The following is a 16,263-nucleotide window of genomic DNA, read 5'->3' as shown; positions in this document are numbered from 1 at the left end:
TCGCTGTTGCAGCGACCAAGGAGATGATTTTAATATACTACTTTTTAATCTCATTATCTTTCTTATATTCTAAGCCATCAAGTGCTTTCTCCATTGCAACTCCTACATCCCCTACAACTTCATCCCCAAATTCTTCCAATGTATGTTTAATCTCATCGCGCTTAATATTTATATCTTCATCACTATTATTAGGCGTAGGAATAGGAATATTCTTTTTCTCTTCTAAATGACTTCGATCCAATAATTTTTTAGCGACCCCACCTATTGTAATACCTATAATTGAGAGGACTGCAAGACCTTTTACTAAATTCACTTTTTGCTTTTTTTGTTTATATTTAATATTCTTTGATAATTTGCTTAAATAATTCATAATAAGCCTCCTAAATATAATTAATATTTCTTAAACATTTATTATATTGTTTCCCAATATTAAAAAAAAATCCTTTTTAAACTAAATGTCTTTATTTAACTTATTCTGAATAAATAAGGTGACATATACACAAGCTACATAAAAATGAGGTGATATAATGGATAAAAAGCTAAGTCTAATAATGTTTAGTGGAGAATATGACAAAGCTTTAGCTGGATTAATATTGGCAAACTCAGCTAAGGAATTAGGAATGGAAGTATCTATGTTTTTTGCTTTCTGGGGTCTACTTTTGTTAAGGGACCCTGATAAAATTATAAACGGTGGTAAGTCTTCATTAGAAAAACTTATGGGTGCAATGACTCCAAAAGGTCCAGAAGAATTACCACTATCTAATATGAACTTCAGTGGTTTCGGAAAAAAAATGCTTGAGGTTATGATGAAAGAAGATGGCACACCAACTCTTTCAAAATTTTTAGAAGGTGCCGTAAAAAAAGGTGTTAAGTTCTATGGATGTAAATTATCAATGGAAGTTATGGGATTGAAAAAAGAAGAACTTATTCCTGAACTTGAAGTTATTGAAGCAAAAGATTATTTAAAGGATGCTATTGAGTCCGATATACAATTATTTATATAAAAAAGTGCAAAATATTTCCGCACTTTTTTTATTTATAATTCTTTTTATTATTTGTTATTATAATACACTTGTAGTTAGAATACATAATCTGTTATAATACATTTATTAGATATAATTTGTAGATTTATGTCTATAATTGTCGTTTGATAATGGAAAGAAGGTATATGATGCAATTTACTTCAATAAAATTTTTAATGTTTTTTATGATTGTTTCTGTTTTATATTATGTAATCCCGCATAAACTTCGATGGGTTTGGCTGCTAATATGCAGTTATTTCTTTTATATGGTCTTAAATCCTAAATATGCAATATTAATAGCTACATCGACTATCATCACATATTTAAGTGGTTTACTAATTGAAAAAGCAAATAAGATAAGCAATGAAAGAAAATCTATTCAATTTAAAAAATTATGGGTTTTTGCAAGTTTTTCTAGTAATTTGGGTATCTTATTTTTGTTCAAATATTACAATTTTTTTAATGAGAGTTTATCACATTTATTACATGCATTTAGCATCTCAAATCATGCACCATCTTTTGACTATTTACTGCCACTGGGAATATCATTCTATACCCTTCAAGCCCTTAGCTATACTGTAGATGTTTATAGAAATGATGTTCTAGCTGAGAAAAACATAGGAAAATATGCTCTGTTTGTATCATTCTTCCCTCAAGTAGTTGCAGGTCCTATTGAGAAGTCTAAAAACATGTTACATCAATTTGATGAGAAGCATAATTTTAATTATGATAGAGTTAAAAACGGTCTATTACTAATGTTATGGGGTGTCTTCATAAAAATAGTAGTATCAGATAGATTAGCAGTACTTGTTAATACTGTATACAATAACCCTAATCACTATAAAGGTTTTACAACTTTTACAGCTACATTGTTTTTCAGTTTTCAAATTTATTGTGATTTTATGTCGTATTCAGATATAGCAAGAGGAGCTGTGGAGGTCTTAGGCTTTAAGGTGACTAATAATTTTCACCAACCTTATTTGTCAAGATCAATAAAAGAATTTTGGAGCCGTTGGCACATATCACTCACTAGTTGGTTTAAAGACTATTTGTATTTTCCACTAGGCGGAAATAGACGTGGCAATTTTAGGGCTAATTATAATATTATGATTGTCTTCATAGTAAGTGGTTTATGGCATGGGGCTACCTTTAATTTTATTATTTGGGGTGGACTTCACGGACTTTATCAGATAGTTGCGAATTTTACTAAACCCTTGCGAAAAAAGATAGTAAAAACTTTTAAAATTAAAACAGACGTATTTAGTTTCAAATTTTTTCAAGTATTTATAACCTTTATGCTTGTGAATTTTGCTTGGATATTTTTTAAAGCTAGTTCATTATCAACTGCTATAACAATAATTAAAAATATTTTTTATTTTAATCCTTGGGTACTTATTAATGGTTCTATTTTTGAACTGGGATTAGATTCAAAAGATTTTTTTATTGCACTTGTTGGTATAATTTTAGTTCTAACAGTAGATATATTACGGAGAACAAAAGATTTACGAACTAGTTTAGCAAAACAAAACATAATGTTTAGATGGGCAATATATGTAGGTGCCGCTGTAGTCATTCTAATCTTTGGGTTGTATGGTCCTGGATATAGCATGCAGCAGTTTATCTATTCTCAATTCTAGGAGGATTTTTCATGTTTAAGAAGTCATTTTTAAAAGGAATTAGTTTTGTAATTATATTATTGCTCTTTATTATAACCCTTAATTCCATTTTTATTATAAAAACAAATCATCGCGCTAAACTCACACAAGGTTTATATAGTAATACAGGAGATTCATTTGATGTTGTATTATTAGGTTCAAGCCATATGGATGCTTTAATAAATCCTAACATATTATGGAAACAGTTTGGAATAACTAGCTTTGACTATTCTACTGGAGGCCAACCAATAGATGTAACCTACTATTTATTAAAAGAAGTTTTGAAAAAACATAAGGATCCAATTGTAGTAGTAGATTTATATTATTTAGGTTCAACTGATAAATTTGGTGATGAGGGTTATATAAGAACTGCTTTAGATAACGTTAGGTTTTCTGTAAATAAAGTGCAAGCTATTCTTAACACCACACCAATGGATCAGTGGCTCAATTATTTTTTCCCGATTTTCAAATATCATGATCGTTGGAAAGAACTAACGGATACAGATTTTAACTTTGATACGGATGAGACTTATTATACAAAAGGATTTAATGCTAGTCACGATGTGTATGGTAAAGAAAATGATTCAAATTTTTTAACTACAGAAACCGTAGATCTTCCACCTAAAACAGAAGAATATTTGAAGAAAATTATAACTTTATCTAAAAAAGAAAATTTCAAATTGATTTTCACAAATGCACCACATGATTACAGCCAAACATCCGGGTCAAAAGTTTGGACGGCTGAGCCTGCTAAGATGTTTAATAAGGTGGCAGAAATTTCAAAAGCAAATAATATTCCATTTATTAATTATAATAAACTTACAACCGAACTAGGATTCGATTTTAAAAAGGATATGGGAAACATTGGTCACTTAAATATTTTTGGTTCTAATAAAGTTACATTAAACTTAGGCAAATATTTAAAAACAAATTATAAATTAACAGATCATCGTAATGATGAAACCTATAAGGAATGGAATTCTGATTATGTTCTTTATTCTCGCTCTGAAAAGGCTATAGATATTACTAATGAAACAAATATTAAAAACTATATTCCATTAATAAAAAATAAAAATTATATTATAGTTGCTAGCACAAATGAGGACATTTCAAAAAATGAAATTTTAAAAAATTCATTAACATTATTAGGATTAAAAACTTTTACGAAAAATAGTGTTGGTTCTAATTACCTTGCGATTATTAATGATAATAAAATACAATCAGAAACACTTAGTAGTGCTAAACTATCTAAGGATTTTTCTTTAAATAAAGGGACTAATTTCAAAATCACCACACAAAGCGTTGATGAAAAAATACCAAGTATAGTTTTAAATGGGGTTGAAAATCTAAATAAACACGCTGGATTAAATATTATGGTATATGATAAATCACTAAAAAAAATTATAGATACTATCTATTTAGATTCCACGAGTGTTATTAAAAGATAACTAATGAATTTTGTACTTGTCATATAAATAAAAAGGAAAACCACGTTTCTTAGGTTTTCCTTTTTATTTTGAAATAAGCGTATATTATTCTATTATTTCTACCATACTTATATTAAAAACAAATATAAAATGGGGGTATTATGAGATTACATAAAGGACTTTTAATTATTACAATTGCTATATTAATAGGCTTTACAGGTCTACTCTATAAGTATTCTAGTTTAGTTATACATAAAGAAAAAAATAGTACAACTACAATTAATACAACAAAAACACTTAAAGCAACTAGTGTAAAAACTGTTTTTATACATAAATCTGTTGATTCTTTAGAAAATAAAAAAATACCAATCTTAATGTATCATTCTATTAGTTATGAAAAAGAAAATATACTAAGGGTCCCTAAAGAAAAATTCAGAAATCAAATGAAATACCTAAAAGATAATAATTATACAACATTAACATTAGATGAGCTTTATAGCTATATGAAAACAGGTAAAGATTTACCTAGTAAACCCATAGTTATAACTTTTGATGATGGCTACAAAGACAACTATACTAATGCATATCCTATTTTAAAAAAATTCAAACTAAAAGCTACTATATTTGTAATTACTAATACTATTGATCATGAAAAAGATTATTTAACTTCCGCCGAAATAAAATTAATGGATTCAAATAATATAAGAATAGAAAGTCATACCTCGTCTCATGAACACTTAGATCAAATATCTTATGTAGATAATTTAAATACTATGAAAACCTCAAAAATCAAATTAGAAAAAATATTAAATAAGAAAATAGATTACATAGCATATCCTTATGGAGGATACACACCTAACACTATAAAAGCTGCAAAACAATCAGGTTATAAATTAGCCTTTTCAACTGAATTTGGATTAATTGATAAAAGCGACAACATTTATTCATTAGGTAGAATTTTTGTTAATTCAAACTTTAGTCTTGAAGAATTCAAAGTAAAATTAACTTCCTAAATTGAATTAATTATATGCTATAATAAAGCCATTAAAATTGGTATAACAATAAGAGTACCTACCGTTGAAATTGCTATCATTAATGAGGCAAAATCATAATCAGAATTATAAGCCCTAGCAATTATAGCTGAATTTGCCATAACTGGCATAGCAGCCTGTATAACAAAAACTGACTCCATAAGATGCGGTATATGAAATACTGGTGCTATTAGGATTACAAGTATTGGAGATATTACAAATCTTCCGATTAATACCCACACTATATCTAAAGTAAATTTTACTGACTTTAAATCTACTAAATATATGGATGCACCAATAAAAAACATGGATAATGGTGTTGTAATACTCCCTAAGCTTTTGCTTGTATCCATAATAAATAATGGCAATTTAATATTTAATAAAACTAGAAGTATTCCAACTATAAAACCAATTAAAGGTGGCGACAATATTTTTTTTATAATTTCCATTGAAAAAAAGTTTAAAGTTTTCTTATTTCCATCTTTAGTTATTTCATATACACCTAAAGTCCAAAAAAATGTGGTATTTGCAATATAATATAGTAGCACATAAGGCACACTTTTTTCTCCAAATAACGCCAAATTGACTGGAAGTCCCATAAATATAGTGTTTGAATTAAAGAACATAGATACAAATAGTCCACGTCTGTTATTTTTCACTTTTACAATTTTTGAAAACAACTTTGCAATAATAAAACAACAACCTATTGTTAGAAAAGGGACTATTAAACCTCTTGAGTCATCTATAAGCATCTTTTTCGTAAAATTACTTACAATTGTATTAAGCATCATCATTGGTAGTGAAATGTTTATAACAATAGTAGTTATCAAACTAATTGCCTTTTCATCAATCAATTTTTTATATGCTAAAAAATATCCTATTATAATCATTATCATTATACTTAATACACTTTGATCTGCTGCAAAAAACATGTAAACTCTCCCCCAAATTTATATTAACTTAATTAAGTTTACCATAATTGATAATTGCTTACAATAAATTCAAGTGCATTTTTTATTATATTACCAATTGTTAATAAATTTTTAAGGTGCAAATAACTATTGCAGCGACCAAGGAGATGATTTAATACCTTTCCTATATTGCATTGGGGCGCAACCTTTTAACTTTTTAAATACTCGATTAAAAGTTTTAATGCTATTGAAACCTGACTTATATGCAACTTCTGTAATGGAGTCATTTTCCTCCATAAGATGCCATTCTGCTTTAGTTATTCTAAAATTATTTAAATAATCAACAAATGTAACGCCTGTGTTTTCCTTGAAAAATCTTGTGAAATAATATAGACTGAATCCAGCAACCTTTGAAATTTCCTCTAAGTTAATATTTGTTTGATAGTATTTATCTACATATTGAAACACCTTATCTAGCTTTTGAAGTTTCTCTATTTGACGACTTTCAGCTTCAGCTGAATACTCACATTTAGGCATGTATCTAATTAATATACCAGCCAAGTCGTAAAGTCTAGCTTTCATAATAAGCTTATAACCTTCTTTCGCAGCAGTATTTTCATTAATAAGTTGCTGAATTTGTTTTTCCATGAGGATATGAACTTCAGTGCTGGGGGTAAGATATTTAGAATGAGTAAACATTGGTCTTATAGTTCTAATATCCTTTGATCCAGAAAGAAACGCATCATAAATAGACATTCTAAACTGGATTACTGCCCTATTGCTGGTTTGCATTTCTTTTAAAAAGAAATGCACCTCACCAGGACCTATTATTAAAATATCTCTCCTTTTAAGGTGATATAAATCATTACCTACGCCTACTTTCACACTGCCTTCTACAAGATAAATGATTTCAATATCTTCATGCCAGTGATGAGGTGTGCTTTCAAAGCCATCATTTAAAAATAATCTAAATGGAAAATCCGGTTCGAGTACTGTTTTTTCAAAACTACCCCGCATAATTCCCTCCTACGTTTATTAAATATTCCAAGATTTCTATGCTTTAAGAATTTATTTATTACAACTAATTCTAACTCTTTTTCTACCAGATTCATATATTGCACATATCATTTTTTGAGTTTTTATTGCATCATCACCTGTTATATCAGGTTGTAACCCAGCACTAATAGATGCGTAATAATTTTTTATCTGTTTTGTATGACTTGTTCCCCAGTATCCCTTTGCTCCATTTCCATAATCAAAAGTATCATTCGGGTTATTATCTGCAATTAACTCTCTACCATCGATAAATTTTATATCAGATCTATCTCCCACCATATTAACCATACCTTTTTCACAATGAATCTCAAGTTTTACAGGTGCATCATAAGTATAATAATTAATGGCATGAAACGCAGTTACTACTCCGTTTTTGTATTTAATAACCCCTTCTGCAGAATCCTCAACCTGAATAATTTTATGCGCTCTATTGCTTATATTTGCATCTATATAATCGATGTCACTACCCACAAACCATCTCATAAGGTCCATAGTGTGAATAGCTTGATCTATTATGACTCCTCCACCTTCCATGTCCCATGTTCCTTTCCAGTCACTATTGCCATAGTATTCATCTGTTCGTTTCCATGTGACTTCAAGTTTTCCTCCTAGTATCTCACCAAGTTCTCCTGATTCCAATGTTTCTTTTATAAGTCTCGAGCCAGGATTATATCTATTTTGAAATATAACTCCAAGTGTAACATTATTTTCTTTAGCAGTTTTAACCATAGCCTCTGCATCTGAGAGTTTTATAGACATAGGTTTTTCAGTTAATATATGTTTTCCAAGTTTAGAAGCATAAATTGCCACCTGTGCATGAAGGAAATGTGGAAGACATATATGCACTACATCAATATCTTTCTTTGAAAGCATATCCTTATAGTCAATATAATAATTACAATTGTATTGATCAGCTTTTTCCTTTGCCCTATCCTCTTTAATATCGCAAACTGCAACAATTTCTGCATTTTCAACATCTTTTATAGATTGAGCATGCATAGGAAATATATTCCCACATCCAATAATAGCTACTTTTAATATTTTCATATCAACATCTCCTAAATAATACTATATTAATTTTTCAAGATAATCTATTCCCAGTTGTAGTCCTTCTTTAACCTTTCCTTCACTACCTTCATAAAGAGGGTCCTCATGTTCTATACTTACTACGCCGTCATATCCAATTTCTTTTAGTTCATTAATTAACTTTCCCCAATTAATGTCTCCTAATCCAGGCATTCTGTATCTCCAATATCCAAAGTCTTCATTACAAACATTTAATTGTTTATCAAATACTCCATAAGTTTTTAATTTATCTTCAAACACTTCAGCATCCTTTGCATGTACATGGAATATTCGATTCTTAAATTCCTTTACTGGAGTTATATAGTCAATCAGCATTGCATGTAAATGGGAGGGATCATAATTTAATCCAAAGTTCTTATTTGGTACCCTTCTAAACATTTCTCTCCATAGTTCTGGTGTAAATGAAATAGTTCCTGGTACTCCTTTTTCTTGCCATCCCTTCATTTGACAATTTTCAATTACTACCTTTATGCCCTTATCTTCCGCATATTTAACCAACTCTTTAAAAACCACCTCAAACTCATCAAAATTTTCCTCTAACGATTTATCTATGTTTTTTCCAACAAATGTTCCAACAGATGAAACGCCTAATAACATAGCTGCATCAACACATTTTTTAAAATGATTGTTTATGGATTTTCTTTTTTTTGGATCTCTATCTAAATTATTATCATAATAAGCAATTGAAGATATTGTAAGCCCATATTCTTTGAAATATAATTTTATTTCTTCCGCTTCACTCTTTGTGAAATTAGCTACATCTATCTCACTTCCTGAGTAATCACGGCTATTAGTCCTTGGCCAACAAGAAAGTTCTAAGGCTTTAAACCCATGTTCACTTGCCCACTTTGCCTTTTCCTTTAGTGGCATACCACCAAGGCAACCAGTTAATAATCCTATATACATATTAAACACCATCCTGTTCATTTTTTTATATTAATTTTTTTAAATTATTAAATCCTATTTCTACACTTTCGAGAGTTGGTTTATTAAAAAATTCCTGTTCAAGAATAAGCCATTTAGCCCCTTGTTTTTCAGATTCCATTATTATAGATTTAATATCCATAATTCCATTTCCAACTTCAGTTGAACGTTTTTCTCCATCTATTAGTTCCATATCTTTTATATGAATAAGATCACAGCGACCTGCATGTTTTTTTATATATTCAACTGGGTCGAGCCCTGCATATTTTACCCAATAAGTATCTATTTCCGCTTTTACTAGTTTAGCATTACTTTCTTTATATATAATATCTAATCCATATTCTCCGTTAAACTTTTGAAATTCATGTCCATGATTATGATAACCTAGAAGTATTCCCTTTTCACTGCACTTTATGGATAAAACATTAAGTGTTTCTGCCATCTTCTCATAATCCTCTCTATTTTTATATGTAGCATAAGGACATATTAGATAAGGATTACCAATTTCTAAGCTATATTCTATAACTTTATCAATGTTATTTGTTAATTCATCTAAACTTACATGACTTCCACAAACTTTAAGACCTAAATCTTCAAGTAATGCCTTAAGTTTTGAACTTGATAATCCACCATATCCAGCAAATTCTACCCCGCTATACCCTATTTGAGCTACTTTCTTTAATGCACGAGAAAAATTTTTTTCTGTTTCATCTTTAATACTATATAATTGAAGTGCTATTGGTAAACTCATAATTTACACCAACCTTTATTTATTATTTATTAAAATAAACTGGCTCTCCTGTTTTTGATGACTCATATATTGCTTCTAAAATTTCTGTAACAACTAACGCTTGTTCAGGTTTTACTATTGGCTCAGTGTCATTTAATATACAATCAATCCATGATCTGGCTTCAACATCTGCTGGATCTTCAGAAACCCCTTCATTAAATGCAACTCCATTTGATCCAAAATCAACTTTAGTTTCATATAATCTGCCTAAATTTTCTCCATTTATTTTAAGACCATCCTTCATATCAGCCCCGCCTTCAGTTCCACATAGACTTGTCTGAGCTTCTCCAATTTCTAAGCTATTTAATGCCCAACTTGATTCAATAATTATAGTAGCACCATTCTCCATAGTAATAAACCCAAATGCAGAATCCTCTACTGTAAATTTGCTTGGATCCCAGGGCCCCCATGCATTAGCAGCATTTTCTTTTTTACTAAGTTTATGATATATATTTCCCACAACATACTTAGGCTTATAATTATCAAGCATCCAAAGCGTTAAATCTAAAGCATGTGTTCCAATGTCTATTAATGGTCCTCCACCTTGCTCAAATTCATTTAAAAATACTCCCCAAGTTGGAACTGCTCTTCTTCTAATAGCATGTGCCTTTGCAAAATATATATCTCCAAGACTACCATTTTCACAGGTTGTTTTAAGATATATAGAATCCGCTCTAAATCTATTTTGATAACCAATAGTAAGCTTTTTACCTGTTCTCTTTGCGGCATCTAACATTTCTCTTGCTTGCGCAGAAGTCTTTGCCATTGGCTTTTCACACATAACATGTTTTCCGGCTTCCAACACATCAACTGTTATAGAGCTATGTGATCTATTTGGTGTACAAACATGAACAACATCAATAGTATCATCTTTTAGAAGCTCTTTATAATCTGTACAAACATTTGCTCCCATGCTTCCGTATTCTTTTGCAGCAATCTCTGCTTTCTCGATTATAATATCACAAAAAGCGACCATTTCTATTTCTGCTATCTTAGCTAAGCTTGGCATATGTTTTCCATTAGCTATACCACCACATCCAATTATTCCAACTCTTAATTTCTTATCCATACAATCTCACCCTTCCTCTTTAAAATATATATTAAATTTAGTTTTTTAATTATTATCGTTTACATTTACTATTTTATAACATTTTTACTTGAATTACTCCCCATGAATTGCTGAATACTTCTCATATATTGCTTTTGATAGCTTTACTTTACATAAAAAAATAGAAAGCTAAGGTCCTCTTGATAAATTTTAGACCATAACCTTCTTACTATATTTTGAAATCAAAAAATCTTTTATTATAATTAAAACTATTTCTACTTTTGTACTATAACTGCATTCCTTTCGCCTTATCCTTTAGCGAAGAGAGCCGATTAAGAGCCTCATCTAAAGTGGCTTTTTTCTTAGCAAAATGAAGTCTAATTAAATGATGTACATCTTCTCTAAAAAAGCTTGATCCTGGAACTGCTGCAACCCCTACCGCTTGTGCTAACCACTCACAAAATTTTATATCATTTTTCACTCCAAATTCTGATACGTCAACCATTATATAATAAGCCCCTTGTGGAGTTGTATATGTTAAGCCTATGTCATCAATGCCTTTTAAAAATGTATTTCTCTTCTGCGTATATACCTTTTGCAGTCCATTATAATAAACATCATCAAAGTTTAATGCTGTAACGGCTGCCTCTTGAAGTGGTGCTGCTGCACCAACTGTAAGAAAATCATGGACTTTTTTTGCAACATCAACAATCGATTTAGGTGCTATAATGTAACCTAATCTCCATCCAGTAATTGAATATGTTTTCGATAGAGAGCTACAAGAAATTGTCCTTTCAAACATATTTGGAAGTGATGCAAAATATGTATGCCTATATGGAGCATAGATTATATGTTCGTACACTTCGTCTGTAATTACAAAGACATCATACTTTTCTGCTAAGTCAGCTATGATTTTAAGCTCATCGTATGTAAATACTTTTCCAGTTGGGTTTGATGGATTACAGAGTATTAGAGCTTTAGGATTTTGTTTAAAAGCTGCTTCTAATTCTAAAATATTAAACTTGAAACTAGGTGGCCTTAGCGAAACAAATATAGGTTCCGCTCCTGACAAAATAGCATCTGCAGTATAATTCTCATAAAAGGGAGAAAAAACTATAACCTTATCACCTGGATTACAAACGCTCATCATCGCTACCATCATTGCTTCCGTACTCCCACAAGTTACAACAATTTCGTTATTTGGGTCAATATTTATCCCCATAAATCTTGACTGTTTTTTAGCTAAGGCTTCTCTAAAATTCTGCGCACCCCAAGTAACAGCATACTGATGAGGTCCTTTGCTTACAACCTTACTTAAAGAATTTAAAAGATCCTTAGGTGGCTCAAAATCAGGAAACCCTTGCGAAAGATTTACTGCATTATATTCATTTGAAATTCTTGTCATTCTTCTAATTATAGATTCAGTAAAAAAAGCTGTTCTGTCACTTAACTTTGGCATATAACACGTCCTTATAGTTCAATTTATTTATATTTATTTTATATTTTCAAGTATGAAAAGAAACTCTCCTAAATGTGAAACAACTATGATTATATTAATAATCAGAATAATTACATAATTAAAGTTGTTAGTTTTTAGTATATTACTCATAAAAATAATTGTCAATGATTTTACTCAAATAGAATTTAACTTACACCTTCATTGACATAATTAAAAATTTCATGTTTAATGTATAGAAACAGAAAATATGGGAGGAACTAATTATGAAAGAGTTTGAATTAAAGCAAGGAAGAGGTACTGTTAAGTTTTCAATTAACGAAAAAGATGTTATTGGAGTACTTGATAATATCCCTTCAACAAGTTCTAGAACTGAAGAAGAAGTAATAATAGAAGCTTTACAAAACCCTATATCAAGTTCTAAACTTAGTGAAATAGTACATACAGGTGAAAAAATTTGTATTGTTATACCAGATATTACTAGGGCGTGGCAAAAATCATCCCTATATCTTCCCTTCATTGTAGCTGAACTTACAAAAGCTGGCATAGTTGATGAAGATATATTATTTATTAGCGCTACTGGTTCCCATAGAAAACAAACCGAAAATGAATACAAACAATTATTAGGGGACACCCTTTACGGTAAATATAATATAATTGATCATGATTGTAGGGATAAAGATAATTTGGTTTATCTAGGTAAAACTAGCTTTGGTACACCAGTATCCATTAATAAAAAGGCCATGGAATGTAACCATATTATAGTTGCTGGGGGAATAGTTTATCATTTTCTAGTAGGATGGTCTGGTGGAAAAAAATCAATTTTACCTGGAATTGCATCATATGAAACAATAATGGCAAATCACGGTCTTTCACTTAATGAAAGTTTAGGAGAAGGAACTAGAGGCGAAATCAGATGTGGAAATGTAATAAATAATCCTGTACATTTAGATATGGAAGAAGCATGTGGCTTTGTAAAACCAAGTTTTATGTTCAATGTAATCATAGACAGTCATGGAAATATATCTGCGGCAGTTGCAGGTGATTGCATTAAGGCACATGCACAAGGAAGAAAATATGTTGATGAGTCTGACTGTGCATATATAAAAGAAAAAGCTGATTTAGTAATAGCTACCGCTGGTGGTTATCCTAAAGACATTAATTTTTATCAATCTTCAAAACTTCTCATGAATTCAAGAGAAGCCGCAAAAATTGGAGGGACTATAATTGCATTAACGCAGTGTAGTGAAGGACTTGGTGGTGATGATGATGTTAGGGCAATCCTTTCTAACTATGATAGCTTACTTGATCGAGAAAAATCATTAAGAGAGCGTTATACAATATCAAAACATGTGGGATGCCTTGCTTGTGAAACAGCACATAATTTTAATCTTATACTAGTTTCAAATTTAGACCCTAAATTCTTTAAAAATACTGGGATAAAAATAGTTAAAACAATAGATGAGGCCTTAATCTTAACCTATACAGAAAAGGGCAAAAATTTAAAAACTTTTATAATGCCACATGGAGCAAACACTTTACCAAAACTTCTACCTATTTATTAAATCATCTCCTGCAGAGCTGCAATATTAATTATTTTCAACCAAAGATAAAATAAGTAAAAAAGCTCTTGATTTAATCAAGGGCTTCTACTGAATTCTTTTCTTTGTCGCTAAGTACTTCATTCATACTTCCAGTTCTATATCCTAACAAATCAAGGGTAACATATTTAAACCCAATGCTTTTTAATTCATTTGCAACCTTATCCATCATTTCTGTACTGAAAAATTTATTTCTTTCTTCGGCATTAACTTCTACTCTTGCTATATCTCCATGATGTCTTACTCTTATCTGCCTAAATCCTAAATCGAGTAAAAATTGTTCTGCTCTTTCAACCATGCTTAATTTCTCAACTGTTATCTCGTTACCATATGGGAATCTTGATGATAAGCATGCAAAAGCTGGTTTGTTCCAAGTTGGTAATCCTAGCCTTTTTGATAATTCTCTTATATTATCTTTTGTAAGGAAAGCATCCTTTAATGGGCTAATAACTCTTAATTCATTTGCTGCCTTCATTCCTGGTCTATAATCTGAAACGTCATCAGCATTAGAACCATCCAAAACTGCGTTAATATTATTATCATCAGCAACTTTTCTAACTTTTGAAAAAAGTTCTTTTTTACAAAAATAACATCTATCAATAGGATTTTTAGCAAACCCTTCGATTTCTAATTCCTCTGAGATTATAACTATGTGTTTTGCTCCAATGTCCTCAATATATTTAACAGCTTCCTTAAATTCTCTTTCTGGATATGTTGTTGATTTCGCAGTAATTGCAATAACTTTATTACCTAAAACATCTGCTGCTACCTTTAATAGAAAAGTGCTATCAACACCTCCTGAATATGCTATTGCTACACTTTTCAATCCTTGAATATTATCCTTCAGTTTTTGAAACTTCATTTCTAATTCCATATTTTTCCTCCTTGTCGTAAAAAAACTATTACTATTTATAATAAAAATCTTTATCATATTTAATGTAACATAACATTTAACTTTTGAACATAATAATATACTTAAAAATAATATTATTTTATTTTTAAATAGGCATAATTGGAAAAATAGCCTATTTATGACCATAAAAATGACCATTGATTTCCTCATCAACAGCCATAAACTTATTATATTATTATGTAGTTTTGCTTTCTTTTTCTTCTTGATCCTTTAATTTATATTCATAAGAAAGGTAAAGTTCTTCCATTTTAGTATTAAAATATTTAGGCGATATTTTGACTTGTGTTATATTCCCAAGTTTGTTTAAATCTTCAAAGAATTTTTTTATTCTGTTTTCTATTGCTTCAATATTACTGAATTTCACCTTGTTAATTATAGAATCACACTCATCATTAAAAATTCTAACAACTAGTTTGATCATATCATCAGTCATATCTCCTGCTAATTGATTATTTTCATTTATATTTCCATTAATAATCCATTGCTTAAATTCTATGGCTTCTTTAGATTTAATCATATCCACTTGCTTTTCCCTTATCTCTGCAAGCATAGTAGAGCATTTCACTGAATTCATTAAATTATATTCAGATTTATAAATACCGAAACCTTGCATCGATACATCATCATCTAAAGTTATTATTTGGGAATTTAAATCATCTACAGAAGTTTTTGTATTATTATATTCTAAATTAAGCTCCTCAATAGATTTTGTCTTAGTCTCTATTAAATCCTCATATTCACTAGACTTCTGCTCAAGTTCAATAGCCTTTTGTTTGAAAGTATCCTCGTACTCTTTGCTCTTTCTTTCAATAAATTCATCATATTCTGTTGATTTATCCTCAAGCTCTTTACCTTTTATTTGTATTAGATTGTCATATTCTTCCTTCTTGCCGTTTATTAAATTATCATATTCTGCTGACTTATCTTCAAGTTCTTTAGCTTTTAAATCAATTAAATCATCATATTCTTTCTTTTTACTTTCAATTATATTATCATTTTCAATTGATTTATCCTCAAGTTCCTTATCTTTTAATTCGATTTTATGATCGTATTCATTAGATTTCTCTTCAAATTCTCTTGTTTGATAGGTAGCTTGATTACCATATTCTATATTAAGTTCCTCTATAGCTTTTGTTTTTGTTAAAATTAGCTTATCATATTCTTCAAGCTCTGCTTCGAGTTCTTTTGTTTTAGATAAAATCCGACTCATTCCCATTTGAGTTGGAGTTAATTTTATATATTTTAAATTTTTATTTTCCTCGATTAATTTTTCAATCTCAGCTTTATATTGTTTCGCACTTAAAGCGTCTTTAATGGATGTAAGTATTGCCATTGATAACCCT

General features: G+C 29.8%; 15 protein-coding genes. 5 read left to right on the top strand and 10 right to left on the bottom strand.

Going from position 1 to position 16,263, the window contains the following annotated elements; all coding sequences use genetic code 11:
- Nucleotides 1-37: 37 nt before the first annotated feature.
- Entirely contained in the window at nucleotides 38-370 is a 333-nt protein-coding gene (locus A7L45_RS10575) for a hypothetical protein (protein ID WP_071612736.1), read from the bottom strand.
- Between the two features lie 157 nt (nucleotides 371-527).
- On the opposite strand from A7L45_RS10575, the gene A7L45_RS10570 reads away from it, so the two are divergent.
- The 4 genes from A7L45_RS10570 to A7L45_RS10555 all read left to right on the top strand — a co-directional run bounded on the left by A7L45_RS10570 (nucleotide 528) and on the right by A7L45_RS10555 (nucleotide 5,117).
- Complete coding sequence (locus A7L45_RS10570; protein ID WP_071612735.1) at nucleotides 528-1,004, top strand: DsrE/DsrF/DrsH-like family protein; 477 nt, start codon at nucleotides 528-530, stop codon at nucleotides 1,002-1,004.
- Nucleotides 1,005-1,171: 167 nt separating this feature from the next.
- The gene (locus A7L45_RS10565) at nucleotides 1,172-2,659 is read left to right on the top strand and encodes an MBOAT family O-acyltransferase (protein ID WP_071612734.1); all 1,488 of its coding nucleotides are present in this window, start codon (nucleotides 1,172-1,174) and stop codon (nucleotides 2,657-2,659) included.
- An 11-nt stretch (nucleotides 2,660-2,670) separates the two neighbouring features.
- Complete coding sequence (locus tag A7L45_RS10560) at nucleotides 2,671-4,125, top strand: hypothetical protein (RefSeq protein WP_071612733.1); 1,455 nt, start codon at nucleotides 2,671-2,673, stop codon at nucleotides 4,123-4,125.
- Nucleotides 4,126-4,265: 140 nt separating this feature from the next.
- Nucleotides 4,266-5,117, top strand: coding sequence for a polysaccharide deacetylase family protein (locus A7L45_RS10555; protein ID WP_084647433.1), 852 nt, complete (start codon nucleotides 4,266-4,268; stop codon nucleotides 5,115-5,117).
- A 17-nt stretch (nucleotides 5,118-5,134) separates the two neighbouring features.
- Here the strand turns inward: A7L45_RS10555 and A7L45_RS10550 are convergent, their stop codons facing one another.
- From A7L45_RS10550 to A7L45_RS10520, 7 genes are all read right to left on the bottom strand, one after another.
- Complete coding sequence (locus tag A7L45_RS10550) at nucleotides 5,135-6,067, bottom strand: AEC family transporter (protein WP_071612731.1); 933 nt, start codon at nucleotides 6,065-6,067, stop codon at nucleotides 5,135-5,137.
- 126 nt (nucleotides 6,068-6,193) lie between these two features.
- A complete protein-coding gene (locus A7L45_RS10545) occupies nucleotides 6,194-7,063 on the bottom strand; it encodes an AraC family transcriptional regulator (RefSeq protein ID WP_071612730.1) in 870 nt (289 codons plus the stop codon).
- Nucleotides 7,064-7,114: 51 nt separating this feature from the next.
- A complete protein-coding gene (locus A7L45_RS10540; RefSeq protein WP_071612729.1) occupies nucleotides 7,115-8,149 on the bottom strand; it encodes a Gfo/Idh/MocA family protein in 1,035 nt (344 codons plus the stop codon).
- Nucleotides 8,150-8,170: 21 nt separating this feature from the next.
- Nucleotides 8,171-9,094 (bottom strand): sugar phosphate isomerase/epimerase family protein, encoded by a 924-nt coding sequence (locus A7L45_RS10535; protein ID WP_071612728.1) that lies wholly within the window; start codon nucleotides 9,092-9,094, stop codon nucleotides 8,171-8,173.
- A gap of 25 nt (nucleotides 9,095-9,119) precedes the next feature.
- Nucleotides 9,120-9,863 (bottom strand): sugar phosphate isomerase/epimerase family protein, encoded by a 744-nt coding sequence (locus tag A7L45_RS10530; protein WP_071612727.1) that lies wholly within the window; start codon nucleotides 9,861-9,863, stop codon nucleotides 9,120-9,122.
- Nucleotides 9,864-9,885: 22 nt separating this feature from the next.
- Nucleotides 9,886-10,971, bottom strand: a complete 1,086-nt coding sequence (locus tag A7L45_RS10525; RefSeq protein ID WP_071612726.1) for a Gfo/Idh/MocA family protein — start codon at nucleotides 10,969-10,971, stop codon at nucleotides 9,886-9,888.
- A 265-nt stretch (nucleotides 10,972-11,236) separates the two neighbouring features.
- Complete coding sequence (locus A7L45_RS10520; RefSeq protein ID WP_071612725.1) at nucleotides 11,237-12,409, bottom strand: pyridoxal phosphate-dependent aminotransferase; 1,173 nt, start codon at nucleotides 12,407-12,409, stop codon at nucleotides 11,237-11,239.
- Nucleotides 12,410-12,672: 263 nt separating this feature from the next.
- Here A7L45_RS10520 and A7L45_RS10515 point away from each other — a divergent pair, with 263 nt between their 5' ends.
- Complete coding sequence (locus tag A7L45_RS10515) at nucleotides 12,673-13,971, top strand: lactate racemase domain-containing protein (protein WP_071612724.1); 1,299 nt, start codon at nucleotides 12,673-12,675, stop codon at nucleotides 13,969-13,971.
- A gap of 70 nt (nucleotides 13,972-14,041) precedes the next feature.
- Here the strand turns inward: A7L45_RS10515 and larE are convergent, their stop codons facing one another.
- The gene (gene larE, locus A7L45_RS10510; RefSeq protein WP_071612723.1) at nucleotides 14,042-14,881 is read right to left on the bottom strand and encodes an ATP-dependent sacrificial sulfur transferase LarE; all 840 of its coding nucleotides are present in this window, start codon (nucleotides 14,879-14,881) and stop codon (nucleotides 14,042-14,044) included.
- A 214-nt stretch (nucleotides 14,882-15,095) separates the two neighbouring features.
- Nucleotides 15,096-16,253: an SNIPE associated domain-containing protein gene (locus A7L45_RS10505; RefSeq protein WP_071612722.1), complete on the bottom strand. Its 1,158-nt coding sequence runs from the start codon at nucleotides 16,251-16,253 to the stop codon at nucleotides 15,096-15,098.
- Between the last annotated feature and the right edge of the window lie 10 nt (nucleotides 16,254-16,263).

Origin of the sequence: Clostridium estertheticum subsp. estertheticum (genome assembly GCF_001877035.1) — a bacterium.
Lineage (GTDB): Bacteria > Bacillota > Clostridia > Clostridiales > Clostridiaceae > Clostridium_AD > Clostridium_AD estertheticum.
The sequence above is the reverse complement of the archived record's forward strand: the minus strand, read 5'-3'. Positions and strand labels throughout refer to the sequence as shown.

Coding starts and splice junctions, on each gene's coding strand:
- larE (WP_071612723.1), bottom strand. CDS start 14,881: ATGGAATTAGAAATGAAGTTTCAAAAACTGAAGGATAATATTCAAGGA.
- A7L45_RS10540 (WP_071612729.1), bottom strand. CDS start 8,149: ATGAAAATATTAAAAGTAGCTATTATTGGATGTGGGAATATATTTCCT.
- A7L45_RS10515 (WP_071612724.1), top strand. CDS start 12,673: ATGAAAGAGTTTGAATTAAAGCAAGGAAGAGGTACTGTTAAGTTTTCA.
- A7L45_RS10560 (WP_071612733.1), top strand. CDS start 2,671: ATGTTTAAGAAGTCATTTTTAAAAGGAATTAGTTTTGTAATTATATTA.
- A7L45_RS10575 (WP_071612736.1), bottom strand. CDS start 370: ATGAATTATTTAAGCAAATTATCAAAGAATATTAAATATAAACAAAAA.
- A7L45_RS10565 (WP_071612734.1), top strand. CDS start 1,172: ATGCAATTTACTTCAATAAAATTTTTAATGTTTTTTATGATTGTTTCT.
- A7L45_RS10555 (WP_084647433.1), top strand. CDS start 4,266: ATGAGATTACATAAAGGACTTTTAATTATTACAATTGCTATATTAATA.
- A7L45_RS10520 (WP_071612725.1), bottom strand. CDS start 12,409: ATGCCAAAGTTAAGTGACAGAACAGCTTTTTTTACTGAATCTATAATT.
- A7L45_RS10535 (WP_071612728.1), bottom strand. CDS start 9,094: ATGTATATAGGATTATTAACTGGTTGCCTTGGTGGTATGCCACTAAAG.
- A7L45_RS10550 (WP_071612731.1), bottom strand. CDS start 6,067: ATGTTTTTTGCAGCAGATCAAAGTGTATTAAGTATAATGATAATGATT.
- A7L45_RS10505 (WP_071612722.1), bottom strand. CDS start 16,253: ATGGCAATACTTACATCCATTAAAGACGCTTTAAGTGCGAAACAATAT.
- A7L45_RS10545 (WP_071612730.1), bottom strand. CDS start 7,063: ATGCGGGGTAGTTTTGAAAAAACAGTACTCGAACCGGATTTTCCATTT.
- A7L45_RS10570 (WP_071612735.1), top strand. CDS start 528: ATGGATAAAAAGCTAAGTCTAATAATGTTTAGTGGAGAATATGACAAA.
- A7L45_RS10530 (WP_071612727.1), bottom strand. CDS start 9,863: ATGAGTTTACCAATAGCACTTCAATTATATAGTATTAAAGATGAAACA.
- A7L45_RS10525 (WP_071612726.1), bottom strand. CDS start 10,971: ATGGATAAGAAATTAAGAGTTGGAATAATTGGATGTGGTGGTATAGCT.